22 protein-coding genes and 1 pseudogene are annotated in these 21,763 nt (G+C 62.2%); 12 read left to right on the top strand and 11 right to left on the bottom strand.

The features are described 5' to 3' along the window. A pseudogene (locus ACQ4WS_RS20700) lies at positions 1-115 on the top strand (IS1595 family transposase); the annotation flags it as partial. A 50-nt stretch (positions 116-165) separates the two neighbouring features. Here ACQ4WS_RS20700 and ACQ4WS_RS20695 read toward each other — a convergent pair. From ACQ4WS_RS20695 to ACQ4WS_RS20670, 6 genes are all read right to left on the bottom strand, one after another. After that, positions 166-504, bottom strand: a complete 339-nt coding sequence (locus ACQ4WS_RS20695) for a hypothetical protein (RefSeq protein WP_034786335.1) — start codon at positions 502-504, stop codon at positions 166-168. 75 nt (positions 505-579) lie between these two features. Continuing rightward, positions 580-966, bottom strand: coding sequence for a phage holin family protein (locus ACQ4WS_RS20690; RefSeq protein ID WP_034758936.1), 387 nt, complete (start codon positions 964-966; stop codon positions 580-582). 18 nt (positions 967-984) lie between these two features. Continuing rightward, the gene (locus tag ACQ4WS_RS20685) at positions 985-1,287 is read right to left on the bottom strand and encodes an ElaB/YgaM/YqjD family protein (protein ID WP_035826246.1); all 303 of its coding nucleotides are present in this window, start codon (positions 1,285-1,287) and stop codon (positions 985-987) included. Positions 1,288-1,345: 58 nt separating this feature from the next. After that, the gene (locus tag ACQ4WS_RS20680; protein ID WP_436478910.1) at positions 1,346-1,906 is read right to left on the bottom strand and encodes a ferritin-like domain-containing protein; all 561 of its coding nucleotides are present in this window, start codon (positions 1,904-1,906) and stop codon (positions 1,346-1,348) included. Between the two features lie 71 nt (positions 1,907-1,977). Beyond that, a complete protein-coding gene (locus ACQ4WS_RS20675; RefSeq protein ID WP_436478909.1) occupies positions 1,978-2,877 on the bottom strand; it encodes an OmpA family protein in 900 nt (299 codons plus the stop codon). Positions 2,878-2,903: 26 nt separating this feature from the next. Beyond that, on the bottom strand, positions 2,904-3,308 hold the full coding sequence (locus tag ACQ4WS_RS20670; protein ID WP_436478908.1) for a DUF4398 domain-containing protein: 405 nt from the start codon (positions 3,306-3,308) through the stop codon (positions 2,904-2,906). 256 nt (positions 3,309-3,564) lie between these two features. Between ACQ4WS_RS20670 and ACQ4WS_RS20665 the strand changes: the two genes are divergently transcribed. Further along, positions 3,565-5,604: an AsmA family protein gene (locus ACQ4WS_RS20665; RefSeq protein ID WP_436478907.1), complete on the top strand. Its 2,040-nt coding sequence runs from the start codon at positions 3,565-3,567 to the stop codon at positions 5,602-5,604. Positions 5,605-5,787: 183 nt separating this feature from the next. Beyond that, positions 5,788-6,006: a YMGG-like glycine zipper-containing protein gene (locus ACQ4WS_RS20660; protein ID WP_077401543.1), complete on the top strand. Its 219-nt coding sequence runs from the start codon at positions 5,788-5,790 to the stop codon at positions 6,004-6,006. Positions 6,007-6,074: 68 nt separating this feature from the next. Here ACQ4WS_RS20660 and ACQ4WS_RS20655 read toward each other — a convergent pair whose 3' ends face one another. Then, positions 6,075-6,851: a Crp/Fnr family transcriptional regulator gene (locus ACQ4WS_RS20655; protein WP_436478906.1), complete on the bottom strand. Its 777-nt coding sequence runs from the start codon at positions 6,849-6,851 to the stop codon at positions 6,075-6,077. A 176-nt stretch (positions 6,852-7,027) separates the two neighbouring features. On the opposite strand from ACQ4WS_RS20655, the gene ACQ4WS_RS20650 reads away from it, so the two are divergent. The 4 genes from ACQ4WS_RS20650 to ACQ4WS_RS20635 all read left to right on the top strand — a co-directional run bounded on the left by ACQ4WS_RS20650 (position 7,028) and on the right by ACQ4WS_RS20635 (position 9,259). Continuing rightward, entirely contained in the window at positions 7,028-7,666 is a 639-nt protein-coding gene (locus ACQ4WS_RS20650; RefSeq protein ID WP_436478905.1) for an outer membrane lipoprotein, read from the top strand. Between the two features lie 165 nt (positions 7,667-7,831). Next, positions 7,832-8,077, top strand: coding sequence for a hypothetical protein (locus ACQ4WS_RS20645; RefSeq protein ID WP_436478904.1), 246 nt, complete (start codon positions 7,832-7,834; stop codon positions 8,075-8,077). Between the two features lie 184 nt (positions 8,078-8,261). Next, entirely contained in the window at positions 8,262-8,408 is a 147-nt protein-coding gene (locus ACQ4WS_RS20640) for a lmo0937 family membrane protein (RefSeq protein ID WP_010396376.1), read from the top strand. A 215-nt stretch (positions 8,409-8,623) separates the two neighbouring features. Beyond that, complete coding sequence (locus ACQ4WS_RS20635; RefSeq protein ID WP_436478914.1) at positions 8,624-9,259, top strand: YiaD family glycine zipper/OmpA-like lipoprotein; 636 nt, start codon at positions 8,624-8,626, stop codon at positions 9,257-9,259. A 68-nt stretch (positions 9,260-9,327) separates the two neighbouring features. On the opposite strand, the gene ACQ4WS_RS20630 is transcribed toward ACQ4WS_RS20635, so the two are convergent. Further along, positions 9,328-12,171, bottom strand: a complete 2,844-nt coding sequence (locus ACQ4WS_RS20630; RefSeq protein WP_436478903.1) for a M16 family metallopeptidase — start codon at positions 12,169-12,171, stop codon at positions 9,328-9,330. A gap of 378 nt (positions 12,172-12,549) precedes the next feature. On the opposite strand from ACQ4WS_RS20630, the gene ACQ4WS_RS20625 reads away from it, so the two are divergent. The 3 genes from ACQ4WS_RS20625 to ACQ4WS_RS20615 all read left to right on the top strand — a co-directional run bounded on the left by ACQ4WS_RS20625 (position 12,550) and on the right by ACQ4WS_RS20615 (position 14,986). Beyond that, positions 12,550-12,720 carry a hypothetical protein gene (locus ACQ4WS_RS20625; RefSeq protein ID WP_436478902.1) on the top strand — a complete coding sequence of 57 codons (171 nt, stop codon included), beginning with the start codon at positions 12,550-12,552 and terminating at the stop codon, positions 12,718-12,720. A gap of 84 nt (positions 12,721-12,804) precedes the next feature. Beyond that, the gene (locus ACQ4WS_RS20620; protein WP_436478901.1) at positions 12,805-14,352 is read left to right on the top strand and encodes a TerC family protein; all 1,548 of its coding nucleotides are present in this window, start codon (positions 12,805-12,807) and stop codon (positions 14,350-14,352) included. Between the two features lie 67 nt (positions 14,353-14,419). Further along, positions 14,420-14,986 carry a DUF3617 domain-containing protein gene (locus tag ACQ4WS_RS20615; protein WP_436478900.1) on the top strand — a complete coding sequence of 189 codons (567 nt, stop codon included), beginning with the start codon at positions 14,420-14,422 and terminating at the stop codon, positions 14,984-14,986. Here ACQ4WS_RS20615 and ACQ4WS_RS20610 read toward each other — a convergent pair. Further along, positions 14,974-16,083 (bottom strand): porin, encoded by a 1,110-nt coding sequence (locus ACQ4WS_RS20610; RefSeq protein WP_436478899.1) that lies wholly within the window; start codon positions 16,081-16,083, stop codon positions 14,974-14,976. The two genes, ACQ4WS_RS20615 and ACQ4WS_RS20610, sit on opposite strands and share 13 nt — an antisense overlap. Positions 16,084-16,391: 308 nt before the next feature. Between ACQ4WS_RS20610 and ACQ4WS_RS20605 the strand changes: the two genes are divergently transcribed. Next, positions 16,392-18,503, top strand: coding sequence for a site-specific recombinase (locus ACQ4WS_RS20605; RefSeq protein WP_436478898.1), 2,112 nt, complete (start codon positions 16,392-16,394; stop codon positions 18,501-18,503). Then, positions 18,500-19,891: a cardiolipin synthase gene (gene cls / locus ACQ4WS_RS20600; RefSeq protein WP_436478897.1), complete on the top strand. Its 1,392-nt coding sequence runs from the start codon at positions 18,500-18,502 to the stop codon at positions 19,889-19,891. The genes ACQ4WS_RS20605 and cls overlap by 4 nt, the downstream gene beginning before the upstream one ends. 128 nt (positions 19,892-20,019) lie before the next feature. Here cls and ACQ4WS_RS20595 read toward each other — a convergent pair whose 3' ends face one another. Continuing rightward, entirely contained in the window at positions 20,020-20,844 is an 825-nt protein-coding gene (locus ACQ4WS_RS20595) for a metallophosphoesterase family protein (protein ID WP_436478896.1), read from the bottom strand. 3 nt (positions 20,845-20,847) lie between these two features. Continuing rightward, the gene (locus tag ACQ4WS_RS20590; RefSeq protein WP_436478913.1) at positions 20,848-21,756 is read right to left on the bottom strand and encodes a diacylglycerol/lipid kinase family protein; all 909 of its coding nucleotides are present in this window, start codon (positions 21,754-21,756) and stop codon (positions 20,848-20,850) included. Between the last annotated feature and the right edge of the window lie 7 nt (positions 21,757-21,763).

Below are 21,763 nucleotides of genomic sequence, written 5' to 3'. Positions count from 1 at the left end.
CTACCTACCGAACTACCTGGGATGGCGCTGGATACTCGACGCCAGGCGCATCCGTTCACCAGAAACGTTATTGAAAGCAGCGCTGGGAGCATTCCCACACTTGACGGTGACATAGCCAAAAAAAACGCCGTCGATGACGGCGTTCCTGTGCAGCACGGCTGGCTTTCAGCGCTTGCGGCGCAGCCAGCTGGCGGCGACGGCGGCGACGGCCACGAGGACCAGGGCCGGCTTGACCAGCTTCTTGCGCCCGATAAACGATAGCGCTGTCAGCACGTAGGGCATGGCGCCTTGCAAACGCATGCCGCCCGGCGCCAGCAGGGACTCGACGCGGTGGCCGGCAAAGCCGACCGCCGTTTCAACCACGCCCTGCAGCATCGACTCGGGGCGCAGCGCATAGCCCACGTTGGCGCGCGCATGCACGATGCCCACGCGGTACATTTCACCCTGGGCGATCAGCAGGCGCTTGCGGGCGGCTTGCGCCGCCAGTTTGTCGTTGTCCGACATGAATTCTCCTCGTAAGGCAGGCTGGACATGGCGAGCCCCGCACCGGCACAGGTCCGGGTGGTTCCCGCCAGCAGCTTACATCAGCATGTCGCGGTCAGCCTTCAATTCCGCCATGGTGGCCGGCATGGACAGCTTTCCTTGACGCAGCATGGCGCGCGCATACATGACCAGGGCGATCGCCAGCAGTACGAACACGACCGTCATGATCGCCAGTATCTTCCAGCCCAGGCTATCCCAGGCCAGGAAGACGATCAGCACGCTGCCGTAAGCGATGGCAAACAAGCCTGCCACTGTCGCCAGCGCGAAAATGACAATCAGTTGCAGCATGTGATTGCGCACTTCCGACAGTTCGATGGTGGCCAGTTCCAGCCGCGACAACATCAGTCCGACGGCGTTTTTGGCCAGGCCGGCGACCGAGCCGATCAATCCCGGCCCCTGGTGAGACGAAGCAGACTTGTCCATATCGCTCCTGACAGTGGATTACTTGCGGCCCAGGATGAAGCCGACCAGCACGCCGACGCCAGCGGCGACGGCCACCGTGCGCCATGGGTTTTCCTTGACATAACCGTCAGCCTGGGCAGCCATCTGCTTGGTGGCAACGATGGCCGACGCTTGCGCTTCATGCGCCTTGGCCAGGGCGGCATCCAGGGTTTTCATGCCCTTGACGCGCACTTCATCGGCTTTTTCGCCAGTCAGGGCGGCAGCGGCGCTGAACAGGGCTTGCGCATCCTTGACCAGGGTTTTGACATCGTTATTGACGGTGGTGATATTATTTTCCAACATGGTTTAGCTCCTTAGCTGTGGATGAATGTAGTTACTATACCTACTTTACTCAAAAACACTATTCCATTAGATCGCGCATATCATCGGCGTGCTCTTCCTCGACCGCCAGGATTTTGATCAACAAATGGCGTGTCGTCGGGTCTTTGTCGCCGATTTTCACGATCATCTGGCGATACGACTCGATCGCTACCCGTTCCGCGATCAGATTGGCACGCACCATGCTCTGCACGTCTTCGGAGTCATCATACTCGGCATGGCTACGCGCAAGCAATGTTGCAGGATTAAAATCTGGTTTGCCATTCAATTGCACGATGCGTTCGGCCAGCCAATCAGCGTGTTCCTGCTCCTGCTGCGCATGTTCAAGGAACTCGGCCTTGATGCTGCCGTTGCCGCGTCCGCTCACGGTGTAGTAATGGCGTTTATAGCGCGCAATACACACCAGTTCGGTGGCCAGCGCCCCATTCAACAGGGTGATCAATTCCTGGCGGTCGCCTTGATAGCCGGCCGTCACGGCGCCGTCGTCCAGGTTTCTGGCGGCAGCGCGAATGGCGGCCGTGTCGATGCCAGCTGGAATCTCAACAGATGTTTGGGTCATGATGTTTCCTTTCAAGTCTTGCATGGGTATCCACCGGCCAAGAAACGGCCGGTGCTGCCTGGGTACTGCCGCATCTGGCGGCGTGTTGCCCAATACTATCGGCGGGCAGGAATGGCCTTGTTATCTTCCGACAAGACGATTTCCACCCGGCGATTCAACTGGCGGTTCGCCGCTGTATCGTTGCCGGCGGCCGGATAGGCGGCGCCATAGCCTTTCGTGGCGATGCGGTCACGGCTGATGCCTTGCTCCAGCAGCGCATTGCGCACGGACTCGGCGCGGCGTTGCGACAATTCCAGGTTATGCGCGGAACCGCCCGTGCTATCCGTAAAGCCTTCGATCAGCACGGTGCGCTGCGGGTTGTTTTTCAGCACGTCAGCCAGCTTGCGCGCCGTATTCGTGCCATCGGCCGTCAGGTTCGCCTTGTCCGTGCCAAACAGCACATCCCCCAGGGTGATCACCATGCCGCGTTCGGTTTTCTTGGCGGCCAGGTCGGCCAGCTGCGCTTCGAGTCCGGCGGCGCGGGCTTGCGCATCGCGGGCCGACGCTTCTGCCGCTTGCGCCTGGGCCTTGGCCGCTTCCGCATCCGCTTGCGCCGACTGGGCGCGGGCCGTGGCCTGGTCAGCCTGCTGCGTACGCGCATCGAGGCGCAACTGGTCGCGCTGCTTGCCGGCGTTGGCGATATCGGCTTCAGCGGCCTTCTGCTTGGCGACTTCTTGCGCCGTGGCTATCTTTTGCTTGGCCAGGTAGGCCAGCTTGTCGACTTTTTCGCTATCTTCCTGGCGCGTGGCGGCCGCGTTTGCCGCTTCCAGCGCCGCGCTCGCTTCGCGGAATTCGCGTGGTGCATAGGTCGACACGATCGGGTTCGATTGCGCCGCCATGTAGTCGCCACGCGTCTGGTCGAGCAGGCTGGTGGTGGTCGGTGCGGAGCTGCAAGCGGCAACAAAAGCGGCCATGGCCAGCAGGCCGGGAAGGGTCGTGTAAGTAGTTTTTTTCATGATGGGGTCCTGGTTATTGTTGTTAGTTATTGTTTTGGCGCTTGCTGGTTGGCACGATCGAGCTCTTCGCGCATGACGCGGATGTTCTCGTTGATTTCATCGGCGGCGCTGGTGGCCTTGGCCGAATTGGCCTTGCTTTGCGCCAGCTTGGCATCGGCTTGCGCCTGGTCGGCCAAGTCGCGCGCCATCTTGTAGTCGCGGTCTTTCAAGGCCTGGTTGGCCATGCGCATTTTTTCGCGTGCCGAACGCATTTCATCGGGTGCCAGATCGGCGGCGCCGGCGCTGGCGGCGTTATCGACGGCGGCGCGTGACACGGCGACGTCGGCCGTGGCAGGCGTTTTCAGGCTGGAGCAGCCCGTCATCAGGACCACGGCGGTGGCGCAAGCGGCCAAGGCGGCGAATGGGGAGGTCTTGAAATCTCGGTTTGTCATTTTTCTTCTCCTGGAGAGTGTTAAGCGTAAGGGGTTGATGTCGTGCATCTGGAATCAGGAACTGCGTTTGATGTATGACGTTATAGGCTCTGGTTCACCGCATATCCGTTCGGTGCCGCACATAGGGTAAGAAATCGACAATACTTGCATGGGCAACGTGCGCCAGCGCACGTGCCGGCCAGCAAAACCTGAAACGACCCCGGCTTTGGAGCGATTCCTGTAGCATCGCAACTAATTGTCCAGAAAGAATCAGCTTATGCCGCTCTCCCGCCGTCAGAAAATCGCCCTCGCCAGCACCGCCGTGCTCATCGCCCTGCCCGTCACCGCCGCCATCGTCCTGCTGAACATGGACTGGAACCGCGCCAAGCCCTGGCTCAATGCGCGCGCCAGCGACGCGTTGGGACGGCCGTTTGCCATCAAGGGCGACCTGGCGCTGACGTGGCAGCAGCCAGCCAGTAGCACGGCGCAAAAAAAATGGCGCGACTATCTGCCGTGGCCGCACCTGCAGGCAAAAGATGTGCGCCTGGGCAACCCGAGCACCATGGCAGGGACGGACGAGGGGGCGCAGCTGGCCAGCGTGAGCCAGCTGGCGTTCTCGCTCAACCCGCTAGCCTTGCTGGACAAGAAAATCATCATCCCGCAATTGCGCTTCGACACGCCACAGGTGCGCTTGCTGCGCAACAAGGATGGCAAGAACAACTGGACCTTCGACAAGCAGGACCAGCCATCGCCATGGCAACTGGAATTGCAAAGCGTGGTCTTCAGCAAGGGCAGCGTGACCTTGGACGATGGCGTGAGCAAAACGGCGATGCGCGCCGATGTCGACACCATCGCGGACGATGCGCGCTACGGTATCGCCTGGACGCTGTCCGGAAAATACCATGGCGAAAGCATCAAGGGTGGCGGCAAGGCGGGCGGCGTACTGTCGCTGCAGCAGCAAGCCACGCCCTTCCCCATCCAGGCCGACATGCGCGTCGGTGGCAGCAGCGTGGCCATCGAAGGCACTCTGACGCGCCCGGCCAAGCTGGCCGCGCTCGACGTGCGCCTGAAAATATCCGGGCCCAGCATGGCGCGCCTGTATCCATTGACGGGCGTGCTGCTGCCGGAAACGCCGCACTTCAGCACGGAAGGCCATCTGACGGGCACCCTGGCGCCCCGCGGCGGCGAATGGGTGTACGACCAGTTCAGCGGCAAGGTGGGCTCCAGCGATATCGCAGGCAAGCTGGCCTTTTCCGCCAGCACGCCGCGCAAGCGCCTGACGGGCGAAGTTCACTCGCGCCTGCTGCAATTTTCCGACCTGGGTCCGCTGGTGGGCGCCGATTCCAGCGCCAGCAAGAAGGACCGGGGCGTGCCATCGACGCAGCCGGCCGGCCGCGTGCTGCCGGTGGAAACCTTCAAGACGGAGCGCTGGACCAGCCTGGACACCGACGTGCGCTACACGGCCGACAAGATCACGCGCGATGCGGAACTGCCGATCAGCAAGCTCGATACGCATGTGGTGCTGACGGATGGCGTGCTGTCATTGACGCCGCTTAACTTCAACGTGGCGGGCGGCACCCTGACGTCGCACATCAAGCTCGACGGTAGCGGCAAAGTCATCGCCAACGGCATCGCGGCCGAACTCAAGGCCAGCGCCCGCCATCTGCACATCCAGCAGCTGTTTCCCCGCCTGCCAGCCCTGCAGGCCAGCGTGGGCGAAATCAATGGCGACGCCTCGCTGTCGGCCACGGGCAATTCCGTCGCCACCCTGCTGGGCAGCTCGAACGGCGAAGTGCGCGCGCTGATCAACCGGGGCAGCATCAGCAAGCTGCTGCTGGAAGAAATGGGCTTGAATATCGGCAGTGTCGTGCTGGCCAAACTGGCGGGCGACAAGCAGGTCAGGCTGAACTGCATGGCCGCCGACTTCGCCGTCACCAAGGGGCTGATGCGCACGCGCCAGTTCATCGTCGACACGGATGACGCCATCCTGAATATCGATGGCACGGTGAACCTGGCCGATGAACGGCTGGACCTGACCCTGCGGCCCGACAGCAAGGGCTTGCGCATCTTTTCGCTGCGCTCGCCCCTGTATGTGCATGGCACCTTCAGCAAGCCCGACGTGAGCGTTGACAAGGGCGTGCTGGCCCTGCGCGCCGGTGGCGCACTGGCGCTGGCCGTGGTGGCGCCCGTGGCGGCGCTGCTGCCGCTAGTAAACACCGGCCCCGTCGAGGATAGCGAATGCGCGGCCCTGCTGGCCCAGGCACGCGTGAAACCAGTGGCGCCGAAACCGGGCAAGGCAGCGCGCACAAACCGCTGAGCAATATGGCAGGATGGGCAGCGTGCACATTTACAATTGTTACACCCCTATGTGCGTTGCCGAACAGACCCTGCCTTGCCAGAATTCTATTCTGTAATCGTGCCTGAAACACGTGGCGACACGAAATCCCACCGGCCCATACCATGCCGGCGCTACGAGGTCCGAATTCATAGGAGAACTATCATGCAAATCATTAAAAAAATCGCCGCTACCACGTCCGTTGCCGCCCTGCTGCTGAGCTTGACGGCTTGCGCCAACATGTCCGGCCAGGATAAAAACACCGCCATCGGCGCTGGTGTCGGCGCCGTTGCCGGCTCCGTACTGACGGGCGGCAGCGCCATCGGCGCAGTCGGCGGCGCTGCCGTCGGCGGCGTGATCGGCAATCAGGTCAAGCCGAAGTAATCATTGCCTAAAAAGCGGGGTGGGTGCCGAGGCGCCCGCCCCGCTTTTTTGCGTCTGCAATATCAGAATCAGACGAAGACGTTGGCCATGCCGATGGCGCCGCTATCCTTGACCAGCGCATAGCAGCGGCAGGAGACGGCTTCCAGGCCGGTCGAATCGAGGATTTCGATATTGCCGCGGCTGTAGGTGATGAGTTTTTGCTGTTGCAGCGCGCTGGCCGCCTTGGTCACGCCGACCCGCCGCACGCCCAGGGTGTGGGCGAGAAATTCATGCGTCAGGTGAAATTTTTCCGACTGCAGGCGGTCGCGCGTGATCAGCAGCGAACGGGCCAGGCGTGCCTCGAGCACGTGGAAACGGCTGCACACGGCAATCTGGATGGCTTGCGCCAGCAGGGTATCCGTGTAGCGGTACAGCAAACGCTGCAGGGACTCGAGTTGGGCAAACTCGGCGCAGAACTCGGCCCGCGCGATGCGGCTGGCCGCGCCGGAACGCTGCACCACGGCACGCACTTGCGCCAGATCATGGCCCAGCGCGACGGAAGCGCCCAGGACGCCTTCGCGGCCGACGGAGCCCACCTCCAGCGTCATGCGGCCTTCCGCCACGGCCAGCAGCGAGATCAGGCAATCGACGGGGAAGTAGAGGTAGCCGATAGGCTGGCCAGGTTCGTACAGCACCTCGCCCACCTCGACCGTGACGGTATCGAACAGCGCCGTCAGGTGCCGCAAGTCGTGCTCGGGCAGGCTGGCCAGCAAGCGGTTGCCGGCGTCAAGCGCGTCCACGGGAGAGCCCAGGCCGGATCGGCCTGCATCGCGGGACAGGGTCATGCTGGCAGTCGTTGGTGGCATTGCTTTTCCTTGGTGTCGTTACAACTCGACATAATTTTTACTTAGCCTACGGTGCAGTACCGACCCTGTATGTACGGTGACGCACGGAAGCGAAGCAAGCGGCACAGCACACTGGCCGCATGCACGGATAACACGCACTACCCATTTCATTATTTATAAAAACCTAGGAGCTCTCCATGACCACCACTACCAAATCCCTCCATCCACTGGTGCTTGCCGCCGCCGTCGCCGTCCTGCTGTTTTGCGGCGTCGGCACGGCTGCCCTGATGGGCTGGCTGCCTTCATCCCAGGGCGATAGCCAGCCACTGGCGGCCAGCACCTCGGCCGAGCAAATGGCCAACCTGCAGGCGAACCAGCCGCAAGCGCTGGCTGCTTTGCCGCCGCAGCAACAGCCTCAGCAGCCTCAGCAGCAACCCGTGCGCCAGCCGCAGCAGCAACCACAGCAGCAATACGCGGCAGCCGCCCCGGCGCCGCAAGTGTGCAGCAATTGCGGCGTGATCGAAGCCATCCATGAAGTCAATACGCGCGCCGAAGGCAGCGGCGTGGGCGCAGCTGGCGGCGCCGTCGTCGGCGGCTTGCTGGGCAACCAGGTAGGCGGCGGCCACGGCAAGCAACTGGCCACCGTGCTGGGCGCCGTTGGTGGCGCCGTGGCCGGCAACCAGATTGAAGGCAGCGTGCGCGCCACGCGCAGCTACAACATCGTCGTGCGCCTGGATAACGGCAAGACGCGCACCGTGCACCAGAGTGCCGCGCCGAACTGGCGCCAGGGCGACCGCGTGCGCGTCGTCAACGGCGCCTTGCGCGCCATCGGCTAAGCGAAGCATTACGGCGGCGCTGCCGCAATACGTGGCAAATAACACACACGCCCGGCCTGTCCGGGCGTTTTCTTTTTGGCAAAGTTCGTTGGCGTACAGATGGGTACGCCTTCCCGCGAGATGATGCACTCAAGAAATCTCAACGGATGTCTTCAAGGAGCTGCGATGAAAAACGACAAGACAGGCGACAACCGGATCTGGCTGGGCTTTATCGGCGGCGGCATACTCGCCACCGCGCTGGGCTTCTGCGCGCTGGACCTGGCCCCGTTGCAAGCGAGCGCGCCCGTGTTCGGCGTCATGCTGCTGCTGACGGGCGGCATGCTCAGCTGCCTGGCGGGCGCCGTCGGCATGGCCGGCATGCTGGCCTGGATACCGGGCATGGCCGATGAACACGCCGACCACTCACGATAGTTAAGCCTTGTGTACGACAGCGTACAGAAGGCAAGGGAAACAAAGTAGACACTTAGTCATGGCATCAGCGTTCAGCGACCCCGGTCGCCGCGCAATGACAAAAAACGATGACGACGCCGCGCGCCAGCGCCTTCCGGGCCGGAGCAGTCGCCGTCATCCACACATTACTCTCGGAGGACACATCATGCTGTATACAATCGCCGTCGTACTCATCATTCTTTGGCTGCTGGGCCTGGTAACTTCCTATACCATTGGCGGCTTCATCCACATCTTGCTGGTGGTCGCCGTGATCATGGTGCTGCTGCGCCTGATCAGCGGGCGCGGTTTATAGCCCAGGCCGTTAGCCTGGCCTGACAAGAGCGGCGCGCGTGCAAACGGGCGCCGCTCTTTTGCCGCCTTTTGCGTACATTCTGCGCGCACTGGCAAGCAGCGCCATTTTGCAGTAACGTGTGCGGGTAGTCCTGGGTATGTCCCAATAACAAAACAAGGAGAAAATCCATGAAAGAAACCTTCAAAAAAGGCCCTGGCGCCAAATCCCTGATCGGCATGCTGGTGATCGCATTGGCCGCCAGTGGCTGCGCCGATATGTCCGCCACACAACGTGGCACGGCCACGGGCGCAGGCGTGGGCGCGGGCCTGGGCGCCCTGATCGGCGGCACCACCGGCGGCGGCAGCAGCGGCCGCACGGCCGGTGGCGCCCTGATCGGCGCGGCAGCGGGCGCCGTCATCGGCAATATCTGGTCGAACCGCATGGAAAACCAGAAGCGCGCAATGGAACAAGCGACACAGGGTACTGGTGTGCAAGTGACGCAGACGGCCGATAACCGCCTGAAAATGGAAATTCCAAGCGATATTTCCTTCGACACCAACCGCGCCGACATCAAAGGCAACTTCCGCCCCATCCTCGACCGCTTTGCCGCCACCCTGAACGAAAACCCGAACACCACGGTCAGCATCATCGGCCATACGGACAGCACGGGCAGCGCTTCCATCAACGAACCGCTGTCGGTGGAACGCGCGGCCCACACGCGCGACTACCTGTCCATGCGCGGCGTCTCGCCGACCCGCGTCGTCACGGAAGGCCGCGGCGCCCGCGAGCCGATCGCCTCGAATGCGGATGCCTCGGGACGCGCACGCAATCGCCGCGTGGAAATTTATGTAGCCGAAATGGCGCCACGCTAAGTTGACAGCAGCAATAAAAAACCCGCCGGCAAGGTCATTGCCGGCGGGTTTTTTCTATGTAAAACGGCTTATTTCGACGTCGTTGCCTTGGCGCCGCCGTCGCCCTCTTTCGCTACCTTGGCAAAGTCGCCCGCCGTCACGATCGACACGGCCGATGGCTTCAGGTACTCGCGCAGGCTCTGGTTTACTTGCGCCAGGGTCAAGGCCGCCACTTTCGCTTCCAGGTTCTTGTCGTAGGCCATGGTACGGTCTTCGGCAAGGTAGCCGGCCAGTGCGCGCGCCAGGCCCGCATCCTGCGTGCGCCCCACTTCTTCCGATTGCAGCCAGCCTTTCTTCGCCTCGGCCAATTCCTCCTGAGTAAAGCCGTCGGCCAGCACCTTGGCGATTTCCTCGCGCAGGGCCGCTTCCACCTTGAGCGTGTTTTGCGGCGCGCTGATGGCATACGCCATCCAGTAGCCGGCCGGTTCGCGCGACGGTATGCTCACTTGCGAGCCGACGCCGTACGACAGGCCTTCCTTCTGGCGGATGCGGTCGGCCAGGCGGCTGCGCAAGGCGCCGCCACCGAGCATGTGATTGGCGATCAGCAAGGCGGGATAGCTGGCGGCGTCATCCTTCAGCGGTACCGGCTGGATGGCGAACAGCACGCTATTCGCCTTGTCCGGCGTTTCCAGGGTGACTTTCTCGCCGCTGACAGGCTTGACGGCATCGGCAATGCGCACATACGGCTGCTGCGCCTTCCAGTTGCCGTACAGGCTGGCCACTTGCGCCTTCAGCGCGGCCGGGTCGAAGTCGCCCACGGCAGCGAAAGTCGCGTTCGACGCGCCATAGTAGGCGCCATGAAACGCTTGCACATCGGCCACTTTGATGGCTTTCCATTGCGCCAGCTCAAACGGCAGGGTCGCCACGTGGCGCACATGGCCTTCCGGCGTGGCGTCGAGCAGGCGGCGGAAGGCGTTCACGGCCAGCGGTTGCGGTTCCGGCAGTTCCTGCTCCGCGCGGCCGACGCGCTCGCGCTGCAATTCCAGGAATTGCGTTTCGTTCAAGGCCGGCTTTTGCAGCACTTGCGCCAGCAAGTCCATGGCGGCCGGCAAGTTCTCGCGTTTGCCCGTCAGCATGGCGGTGACGCCTTCGGCGCCGCCCGCAATCGCCACTTGCATGCCCAGCTGGTCGAACTTGTCTTTCACTTCCTGGCGCGACAGTTTATCCGTGCCGCGCGACAACAGATTAGCCGTGTAGCTGCCCACTTGCGCCTTGCCGCGCAAGCTCTCTTCGCTGCCGATCTGCAATTTCAACACGACGCTGACGGTACTGCCCTTGGTTTTCTTCGGCAGCAAGGCGCCTTTCAAGCCGTTCGGCAAGGTGAAGCGCTGCGTGCGCGCTTCGATATTGTCGGGACTGGGGTCGAACGCCTCGCCCTGCGCCACCACGGCGCGGCCCGTATAGCCGGCCAGTTGCGGCGCCACGTCGGCATACGCCGGCACGATGGTGCGGTCCGGCGCATCGGTGGGAATGAAACGGCCCAGGGTGCGGTTCGAGCTCTTCAGGTATTTCTCGGCCGCCGCCTGCACCTGCGCCGTCGTCAGCTTGTCGAGCTGGTCGCGCTGCAGGAAGAACAAGCGCCAGTCACCGGCCGCCAGCGATTCCGTCAAGGCGATCGTCATGCGCGCCGTGTTCGAGGTAATCAGTTCCACCTGCTTGTTCAGTTGCTGTTTCACGCGCGCCACTTCCGCATCCGTGATGGGCTGCGATTTCAGCTCTTCCAGCACTTTCAGCATGGCCGCTTGCGCTGCATCGAGGTTGCCATCGAGTGGCACCAGCGCGCCGAACAGGTTGTAGCCCGGCTCCAGGTTGCTCACCGAGTTGTATTCAATCTTGCTGGCCAGCTTGGTTTCCACCAGCGCCTTGTGCAGGCGCCCGGCCGGCGCGTCCGTCAGCACGTGGCCGAGCACCTCGATGGCGACGGCGTCCGGGTTGCCGGACGGCGCCACGTGGTAGCCGGCGCCGACGAATTGCGTGCCGCCGCTGCGGCGCACCGTCACGGCGCGCTCGCCATCTTGCACGGGTTCAGCCGTGTAGGTCGGTTCGATCACGCGCGCGGGTTTTGGAATCTTGCCAAACAGATCATTGATCTGCTGCAAAACCTTGGCTTCATCGAAACGGCCCGCCACCATCAGCACGGCGTTATCCGGCTGATAATATTTATGGTAAAACGCGCGCAGACGGGGAATATTCACCTGCTCGATGTCGGAGCGGGCGCCGATAGTCGACTTGCCATAATTGTGCCAATCGTAGGCGATGGCCTGGATGCGTTCGCTGGTCACGCCAATCGGGTCGCTCTCGCCCATCTCGAACTCATTGCGCACGACCGTCATTTCGCCCTTCTGCGTCTTCGGATTCCACAGGTCGTTCTGGTCGATGGCCGCATTGACCATGCGGTCCGCTTCCATCGCCAGCATCTGGCGCAGGTTATCGTCGTTGGCGGGGAAGGTGGCGTAGTAATTGGTGCGGTCGTACCAGGTGGTGCCGTTGAAATCAGCGCCCGTCGAGTTCAGGATCTCGACCGGGGTTTTCGTGCCCTTCCTGACGCCGAAGTTGGCGCTGGGTTTGAACAGCAAGTGCTCAAGCAAGTGGGCCATGCCCGTTTCGCCATAGTTTTCATGGCGCGAACCGACCAGGTAGACGATGTTGGTGGTCAGGGTCGGCTTGCTGGCATCGGGGAACAGCAGCACGCGCAAGCCATTGGCCAGGCGGTATTCGGTGATGCCTTCGACGGACGTGACTTTGACGGCGGCGCGGTGGGGCGCAGCCTTGCCGGCTTTCTGGGTCGGCGCCGCTACCACCGGGGTGGCGGCAAGGACGAAGGAAGGCGAGAGGATGCCGGCGGCAAGCAGGAGGGCGGTAATGGGTTTCAAGTCAGAGTCCTGGTAACACTACGTTATTAGACACGCGCAAAAGCAGGCGCAATGGAATACGAACGCAAGCATGCTCACGGGGCCCGCGCTGCGTCTTCGCTGCCCGGTGACATGATTGCTCTCGCAATTTACGTCATGCTTGTCACTTGCGCAAGTCCTGTCATCGAGCTGTTATCTGCCCGTGTTATACTCCACGGTTCCAGAACTATCTGCCTGTATATGAGACGAGCTCTCGTCCTGCTCTGCCTTTTTGTTTTCATCGCCTTACCCCAGGCGTTCGCCAGTATGGCTTACGCCAGCCCTTCCCCATTCCAGCATGCAATCGCGGCCTGCGCTACAGCCACGCCCGCCTTCACCGCAGACTGTCACGATGCCAGCGTGCCAAACGACAGCTGCGGGACGGAAGAATGCGACAACGACCCCATCACGCTGTACCCGAGCTCGCGCCAGGCCGTGCCGTTTTACGCCATCATTTGGCAAGCGGGACCGGGCGCACTTGCCGAAGCGGACGTGCGGCTGGCCACCCGGCCGCCGCGCGTCCGCCACTGACACCAAGACAGCAGCACCCATCACGCCTGGGGCATTGGGCCGCCAGGCAAGCTTGATACTTACTGACTTTACAAGGTTACACACATGGAATGGTTATTTGACCCGACAATCTGGGTCGGCCTGCTGACGCTGGTCGTACTGGAAATCGTACTGGGTATCGACAACCTGATCTTCATCGCCATCCTGGCGGAAAAGCTGCCGCCGCACCAGCGCGACAAGGCGCGCGTGCTGGGCCTGACCCTGGCCCTCGTCATGCGCCTGGGCCTGCTCTCGTTGATTTCCTGGCTGGTCACCCTGACCACGCCATTGTTTTCCCTATGGACATTCTCGTTTTCGGGGCGCGACCTGATCCTGCTCTTCGGCGGCCTGTTCCTGCTGTTCAAGGCGACCAGCGAACTGCACGAGCGTCTCGAAGGCATCACGCACGCCCAGACGGGCCCGAAAGTCTACGCCGGCTTCGGCCTCGTGGTGACGCAGATCGTCGTGCTCGACGCCGTCTTTTCGCTCGACGCCGTCATCACGGCCGTCGGCATGGTCGATAACCTGTACGTGATGATGGCGGCCGTCGTCATTTCCATCGTCGTCATGATGCTCGCCTCGAAGGTGCTGACGCGCTTCGTCAACGCCCACCCTACCGTTGTGGTGCTGTGCCTGAGCTTCTTGCTGATGATCGGCCTGTCGCTGGTGGCCGAAGGCCTGGGCTTCCACATTCCGAAAGGATATCTGTACGCCGCTATCGGTTTCTCGATCGTCATCGAGTTCTTCAATCAGCTGGCGCGCCGCAATTTCCTCAAGCTGCAGTCGAACGCCCCTCTGCGCGACCGCACGGCGCAAGCCGTGCTGAGCCTGCTGGGCGGACGCAAGGGCCGCGAAGCCGTGGAAGAGCACGAAGTCAAGGAAATGCCCGACGCCGCCGCCTTTGGCGTGGCAGAGCGCAACATGGTCAGCGGCGTGCTGACCCTGGCAGAACGCTCGATCCGCTCCGTGATGACGCCGCGCGGCGACGTCTCATGGGTTAACCTGAACGACAGCAGCGAGAAGATGCTGCAATTGCTGCGCGAAACGCCGCACAGCATGATTCCTGTCTGCAATGACGACCTCGACAATGTGCTCGGCATCGCGCGCAGCAAGGACCTGATCGAGGATCTGGTCTCGCGCGGCAAGATCGACCCGGCCAGCATGCGCGAAGCCGTCGTCGTGCCGGAAGCGGCCGGCGTGCTGAAAGCCATGGAAACCCTGAAGCGCTCGCGCGGCCAGCTGGTGCTGGTGGTCGACGAGTTCGGCACCGTGCAAGGCGTGCTCACGCCGATCGACATCCTGGAAGCCATCGCCGGCGAATTCCCCGACGAGGACGAGCAGCCGGACGTGGAAGTGCTGGGCCCCGGCCACTGGCGCATCGACGGTGCCACCGACCTGCATTACCTGGAGCAAGTGTTCGAGACAGAAACCCTGGTCAGCGAAGACGGCGAGTACAACTCGCTGGCCGGCTTCCTGCTGGCGCATTTCGAAAACATGCCGGCCGTGGGCGAAGTGCTGGAACTCGATGATTTGCGTTATGAAATCATCGAGGCCGACGAGCGCCGCATCGCCTGCGTGGACGTGCGCCGCATCGAGCCCGATCACAGTTTGTAACACAATGGCAAGCGTGCCCCGCTTGCCATGCCGTATGCTGGGGTCTGCCTATACTGGAGACGCCAACATGAAACAATCTTTGCTACGCCTGAGTTTACTGGCCTGCGCCGCCATCGGCGCCCACGCCAGCGCCCAGACCGCCACCATCAAGCCCGGCCTGTGGCAAGTCGACAGCAAGATGGCGTCGCCGGACGCCGCCACCGACAACGCCATGTCCATGGTGTTGCAGCAACTGGGCAATCTTCCTCCCGATCAACGCAAGCAGCTCGAAAGCATGGCTGCCAGCCGCGGCATGGCCATGCCCACCGTGGGCGCCGACGGCGCCGTGCGCGTGACGGCATGCGTGACGCCGGAGATGGCAGCGCGCAAGCAGATTCCCACGGGCCAGCCCGGCGATTGCAAGTCGAAAAACACAGCCACGGCAAACGGCATGAACGTATCGTTCACCTGTGCCAATCCGAAATCGAGCGGCGAAGGCAAAGTAATGTTTACGGGCGACCAGGCTTTCAGCATGCAGCTGGCCGTGACGACCAGCGCGCGCGGCACGCCGGAACAGGTGAATGTGACGAGCAACGGCAAGTGGCTGGGGGCCAGCTGCCCTGCCCCATCGGCCACAGCAGCTCAAAAACCGTGACGGAAGCCCATATTGAAGGCTGCGTCGCCCCGCCCTGCGTCGCTGGCATTGCCCACCGTGTAGCGGGCGCCGTTCCTGTTGTGAATCTTCGCGTAGGACGCATAGAAATCGCTGCGCTTTGACAGCGAATACGTGAGGCCGACGGCCACTTGGCTGGCGTCGCGGTTGGCCAGGTCGCGGTCATCCTTGCGCACGTACGAGGCCAGCAGCTTGAAGCCGCCCGCGGGCACGGACACGCCCAGCAAGGTGTCGCGGCTGTCCGACGACGACATCGACAGGGCCAGCGAGCTGTACGCATTGTTCGGATCCCACGGCGAACTGCCATAGCCCTTGTTGATGCCGATGGCGGCAAAGGCGGTGGCCACTTTCAGGTCGATATTCGCCGCGATCAGGGTGTTGCGGGCCGACATGTCGATGGCAGGCAAGGTACCGGAAGCGAGGATGAGGTTATTCTTGCGCTGGTGCGACACGCTGACATTCACGGCGCCGGCCGAATAGCCGAGGGTGGCGCCATACGCGCGGTTGTTGGCGTTGCTGTACGGCGACTCGCCAAAGCTGTAGATGGCGCTGGCGGTCACGCCGCGCAAGGCGGGCGTCACGTATTTGACGGTATTGTCGTAGCGTTTCACGCTGTAGCCGGCCAGGTTGCCGGCGCTGCCGGCCATGCCGCCCTTGAACGGGTCGGCCACGTCGGTCAGCGTCAGGTATTGCAGGTTGTACTGGCGCCCCAGGGTCAGCGCGCCCAGGCGGCTGTCCAGGCCCACGTAGGCCTGGCGGCCGAACAAGCGGCCCTCCTCCGACTGGCCCGTGTCGTTCTGGATGCCTGCTTCCAGGGTAAACACGGCCGTGACATCATTGCCCAGCGCCTCGCGGCCCTGCACGCCCAGGCGCGAACCGGAGGCGACGCCGCCAGACACCTTGGTGCCGGCGCAATGGGCGGCGCAGCCGCGCTCGGCCACGATGCCCGCGTCAAGCACGCCGTACACGGCAACGTTACCGGATGCAGCACTGCCTGCGCCATCGGCAGCCTGGGCCGGCGCGCCCAGCACGAAAGGCCCCATCCCTATCACAGCAAGCGCAAAATACGAGGTCTTCATGATAAATATCTCGGTAATGTGGGTGAAACTTTCCGGTATTGATCAGGACATGCGCTGTGTATCTGATCTCAGTGTTACCTTATCCCCGCTTTTTGTCCAGCCATCCGTGCGTTGCACAACAGAAACGTCAGCTTAGTCCCAGGAAAAGAGTCGCGCACTGACAACACGCAAGCGTGAGCAGGATTGTGGCAAGATGGCGTCAAAAGCAGGCCCTGCCGTAAAGCAATGTTCGGTGGCGAACGTTGCGCGATTTGACGCAGGCGGTACACTACTGGTTTTACCGACAGCGGCTCGCCCGTTTTTTCTGCATGCTAGCTATCCTCGAACGCATTGACCCCAACTCCAGCAATATCGACTTGCTGGTGGAATTATTCAACGCACTGCGTCCCAAGCGCTGCCACGACAGCGCTACCGCGATTGCCAACGTGCGCACCCTGCGCCAGCTTCTCAAAGGTAACCCCGCGCAAGCGCGCGCCCTGCACGAATACGTGCTGCGCGTACTGGCCGCGCGCCGCCACGCCAGCCTGTACACGGACATCGGCGTGCTGTCGAACAGCGGTTTTTTCACGGAATTGAAACGCCGCATCGCCTACCGCATGCTGCCGCCCGCCCTCGGCGACGAATACCTGAACGACGCGCTCGACCAGGTGCTGTACCTGAAAACCGATTATTTGTGGATCAGCAACGTGCCCGCCACGGACTGGCTGGAACTGTTCGACGTACTCACCAGCGAAGAGATCGAACTGGCCGTCGGCGACGGCAATATCATGCTGCCGGGCATGCTTGACGCCATCCGCACCCTGTCCTACCGCGTCTGCGCCATGGGCCTGGAGCCGGAATTGACGCGTTTCCACAATGAAATCGAAGTGTTCCAGTCGCCGTTCATGGTGCAGAACACGGAAGTGAACGCCTACCTGGACGCCTACACGAATTTGCTGCAAGGCGACATCGCGCACATCGAGGATGCGCGCCATTTGCTGGTGATGCTGGACCAGTGCGACGCCGTCATCGCCAAGATCCGCAAGAAAGCGCTGTACCAGGGCACCAGCATTCCCCTCACGTATTTATTGGTGGCGCTGGCGCAAAGCATCGAGCGCCTGCGCAAACTGCTGTTCCTGGTCGACACGAGCGGCGAGCTGCCGGCATCCAACAACGTGGATATCGCCGCCATCACGGTGGACGCCACGCAAGACTTGCTGCATCCACAGCCCGTCAGCCGCCGCCGCGCGGGCGCCGTGGGGCTGGCGCTGGAACTGATACGCGCGCACAACCACAAGTACAAGGTCAGCGACCTGTTTTCCGACAATATCAACTTGCTGGCGCGCAATGTGACGGAAAACGCCAGCCGCACGGGCGAGCATTACATCGCGGAAAACCGCCGCGAAATGGGCGCCATGTTCCTCTCGTCCGCAGGCGCGGGCGTGATCATCGGCTTCATGGCCCTGTTCAAGATATTGATGTCGTATCTGCGCTCGGCGCCGCTGGTCGAAGCGTTCATGTTCAGCATGAATTACTCGATCGGCTTCATGTTCATCCACTTGTTGCACTTCACGGTGGCCACCAAGCAGCCAGCCATGACGGCTTCGCGCATCGCGGCCGGCCTGCACAGCAAGGATGGCAGGAATATCGACCTCGACAGCATGGCGGAACTGATCAACAAGGTCTTCCGCACGCAAAACATGGCCGTGCTGGGCAACCTGGCAACCGCCATTCCTACCGCCTGGCTGATCGCGCTGGGCTACAAGGCGATCACGGGCCACAATCTGGTGTCGCCCGAAAAAGCCATGCATCTGCTGCACGATATCGACCCTATCGGCAGCCCCGCCATCTTCTATGCCATGATTGCCGGCGTGTGCCTGTTCGTGGCCGGCCTGATTTCCGGCTACTATGACAATCAGGCGCTGTACACGCGCTGGGCGCAGCGCATCGCGCAATTGCGCGGCCTGGGCCGCGTGATTGGCCAGGAACGCTTGCAGCGGCTGGGCATGTACCTGGAAAACAACCTCGGTGGCCTGATGGGTAACTTCTATTTCGGTATCTTGCTGGGCTCCATCGGTACCCTGGGTTTCCTGATCGGCTTGCCTATCGATATCCGCCACATCACCTTCTCGGCCGCCAACTTCGCCACGGCCCTGGTGGGCCTGGACCACAACATGAGCTGGCAGCTGGCCGTCAAGTCGCTGTCGGGCATCTTCGCCATCGGCACGGCCAATCTGCTGGTCAGCTTTGGACTGGCCCTGTGGGTAGCACTGCGTTCGCGCCAGGTGCGCTTCAAGCACGGCATGCAATTGTTGAAGATTCTGGGCAAGCGCTTCCTGCGCTCGCCCATCGTCTTCTTCTTCGGCTCGAAAAACCCGCCCCCCCTGGCACTGGCCGATGACTCGGCAAACCTGTCACTGACAAACAAGGCTCAAAAATGACCACCAGGCGCATGCAATCCTGCCTCACCGCCCTACTGCTGTGCTGGACCCTGGCTGCATGCGCCTCGCTGCCCGATGTCAAGAATCTCAATACCACCCTCGAACCGGTGGCCAAGCCCAATGTGATCACGGGCAAGGGCGCCTTGCTGAACGTCAACAGCCGGGCCGCCCTGCTCAACAAGCGCTGGGCCAAGTCCGGCATGGACTTGAAGGCCCAGGCCGCGCTGGAAGAGGCGGCCACGGGCGTGCCTTTGATCAAGGGCAACAAGGTGACCCTGCTGTTTGACGGCCCGCAAACCATGGCCGCCATGTTCCGGGCCATCAGCGAAGCGAAAAACAGCATCAATCTGGAAACGTATATCTTCGACCAGGATCCGCTGGGCCTGAAGTTTGCCGACATGCTGATCGAAAAGCAGCAAGCGGGCGTGACGGTCAACGTCATCTACGACAGCGTGGGCACCTTGGGCGTGTCGCAGGCGTTTTTTGAGCGCATGCGCGCAGCCGGCGTGCACCTGGTGGCCTTCAACCCCGTCAATCCGGCCAAGCTCAAGGGCGACGACTGGAAGATCAACAACCGCGACCACCGCAAGGTGCTGATCGTCGACGGCAAGATGGCGTTTACGGGCGGCATCAATATCAGCGATACCTATGCGAAAAGCTCGCTGTTCCGTTCGAAATCGAAACCCACCGACAAGAAAGACGTGGGCTGGCGCGATACCCACGTGAAAGTGGAAGGCCCGGCCGTGGCCGCTTTCCAGTGGCTGTTCATCCGCACCTGGGCGCAGCAAGACCAGGCCGACTTGCCGGACGCGAATTATTTCCCGATCTTGTCGGAAGTTGGCGACAAGCTGGTGCGCGTCGTGGCCAGCGAGCCGGACGGCGGTTTTGAAATCTACAAGGCGTACATCCTGGCCATCCAGGAAGCAAAAAAAACCATCCACATCACGTCCGCCTATTTCGTGCCCGACCAGCAGACGGTCGACGCCTTGATCGCGGCCGCCAAGCGGGGCGTGGACGTCACCGTAGTGCTGCCCGGCGTGTCCGACAGCGGCCTCGTGTTCCATGCGGGACACGCCCTGTACGACCAGTTATTGGCCGGCGGCATCCGCATTTTTCACTTGAAACTGGCCGTGCTGCACGCCAAGACGGCCGTCATCGACGGCGCCTGGTCGACGGTGGGCTCGACCAACATCGACATGCGCAGCTTCCTGCATAACAGCGAACTGAACGTGATCGTGCTGGGCGACAGTTTCGGCCGCGAAATGGAAAACGCTTTCCAGGAAGACTTGCGCGACTCGGAAGAAATCACCAAAGCAAAATGGGAAACGCGGCCCATCTCGGACCGCATGAAGGAATGGGCGGCCCGTTTCATGAATTATTGGCTATAAGGTACAGAAGTGTGCCCCGGCAGGTGGGCGTAGGTCGGCGTAGGTCGGCTTAGCGCAGCGTAATCCGACATCACCACAGCAATGAGCAAAGCCAACAATAGCGTCGGATTACGCGTGGCTTCGCCCCGCTAATCCGACAGCGGCCGCAAGCTGGCCCACACGCCGCCCTGGCGCTCGAACGCTTCCGTGCTGAACTTTTCAAAGTCGGCGCCGTCTTCATTCCAGCTGTAGCGCTCGACGCGGATGCAGCTGTCTTCGATACGGATGACATTGAACGAGTTCGACTCACCCCTGCCCCGCGTGGACGTGGCCGTGCCCGCCTGTACCATCAGGGCGGCATAGCCATCGATCTTGTAGCGCGCCGAGGTGTCGCCCGCATGGCTGGCGTGCAAATGGCCGGCCAGCAATAAATCCACGCCGCATTCGGAAAACATTTGCAGCGCCTGCGGCGCGCGGTCGACCAGGTCATCTTTGTCGAAATGCTCGGGCAAGTCAAATGGATGATGCGTGACGATGATGCGCGTCAAACCAGGTGGCAAACTGCCCAGGCGTTCACGCAGTACATCGATCTGCTCGTGGCTGATGCGGCCATCCTTGAACGTCAGCGAGCGGGCCGTATTGATGCCCAGCACGGCGATTTCCTCATCCACATATTCGGGCGACAAATCGTCCGTGACATGGCGCCGATATTTCACCAGCGGCGTCAAAAAGCGGGAAAAAACGTTATACAGCGGCACGTCATGGTTGCCCGGCACGACGATCTGCGGCCCCGGCAAGCTGTCGAGAAAGTGCCGCGCCTGCTGGAACTGGCTGCTGCGGGCACGCTGCGTGAGGTCGCCCGACACCACCACCACGTGCGGTTCCAGGCGCTCGACCAGCGCGCGCAAGGGTGCCAGCAGGTCCGCATCGACCCTGCCAAAATGCAAGTCAGACAAATGCACGATGGTACGCATGACCTACTCCTGGGCTGGCGCCGGCGCCGGCACCAGCACCGCCAGCGCGGCCTTGCGGATGCGGTACTGCAGCGGCGTATTCATGACGGTCACTTCGCCATCGGTGGCCACGCGCAGGCGCCGGTGTCGCGTGGCAATCTCCAGGTCGGTGGCCGTCAACACATCGAAATCCTTGGCTTGCGACAACTTGCCGAACAGCGCGTGCAAAGCCAGCTTCAGCAAGCCCAGGCGCCCCGGACGCTGCGCCACGTACAGGCTCAGCTGGCCGCCATCGAGCCGTTCGCGCTCGCCGATATTCAAGCCCTCCATCAGGTATTCATTATTGCCGATGAAGACGAAAGGCGTGCGCCGCGCATGCACGGCATCGTTGAGTTTCAATTGCACGCTGAGGAATGGGTAGCGGCGCAAGGCCGCCACCAGCGCCCAGCTGAAGGCCAGCCACTTGCCCCTTCCCAGCCGGCGCTGCTGCTTTTCGCGGTCGCGCACGATATCGGGATACAGACCCAGGCTGGAATTGTTCAGGAAGATGCGGCCATTCACGTCGCCCACGTCGACCTGGTGCCGCGCGCCCTGCGCCACATTGGCAATCGCCGCATCGAGGTCGAGCGGGATATTCAAATCCTTGGCGAAATGGTTCAGGGTGCCCAGCGGCAAGACGCCAAACGGCGTGCCGCTGCCGACAACGACGGACGCGACGGCATTGATGGTGCCATCGCCGCCACCGGCCACGACGATGGGCGCGCCATCGCGCAAGGCTTGCTCGGCCGTGGCGATCATGTCGGCGCCGCTTTGCGCCAGGGTGATGGCGGCGTCGAGTCCCACAGCGGCGAATTTCGCTTCAAGCTGCTGCGCCCAGTCGGGCGCGTAGCCGCAACCGGCGCCCCCATTGATGATGACTGCAATTTTACTCAGGATCGTT

Source organism: Janthinobacterium leeuwenhoeki, from assembly GCF_051380795.1.
In the GTDB taxonomy this organism is placed as follows: Bacteria; Pseudomonadota; Gammaproteobacteria; order Burkholderiales; family Burkholderiaceae_D; genus Janthinobacterium.
Note: the sequence above shows the minus strand (reverse complement) of the source record. Positions and strands in the feature narration are given on the sequence as shown.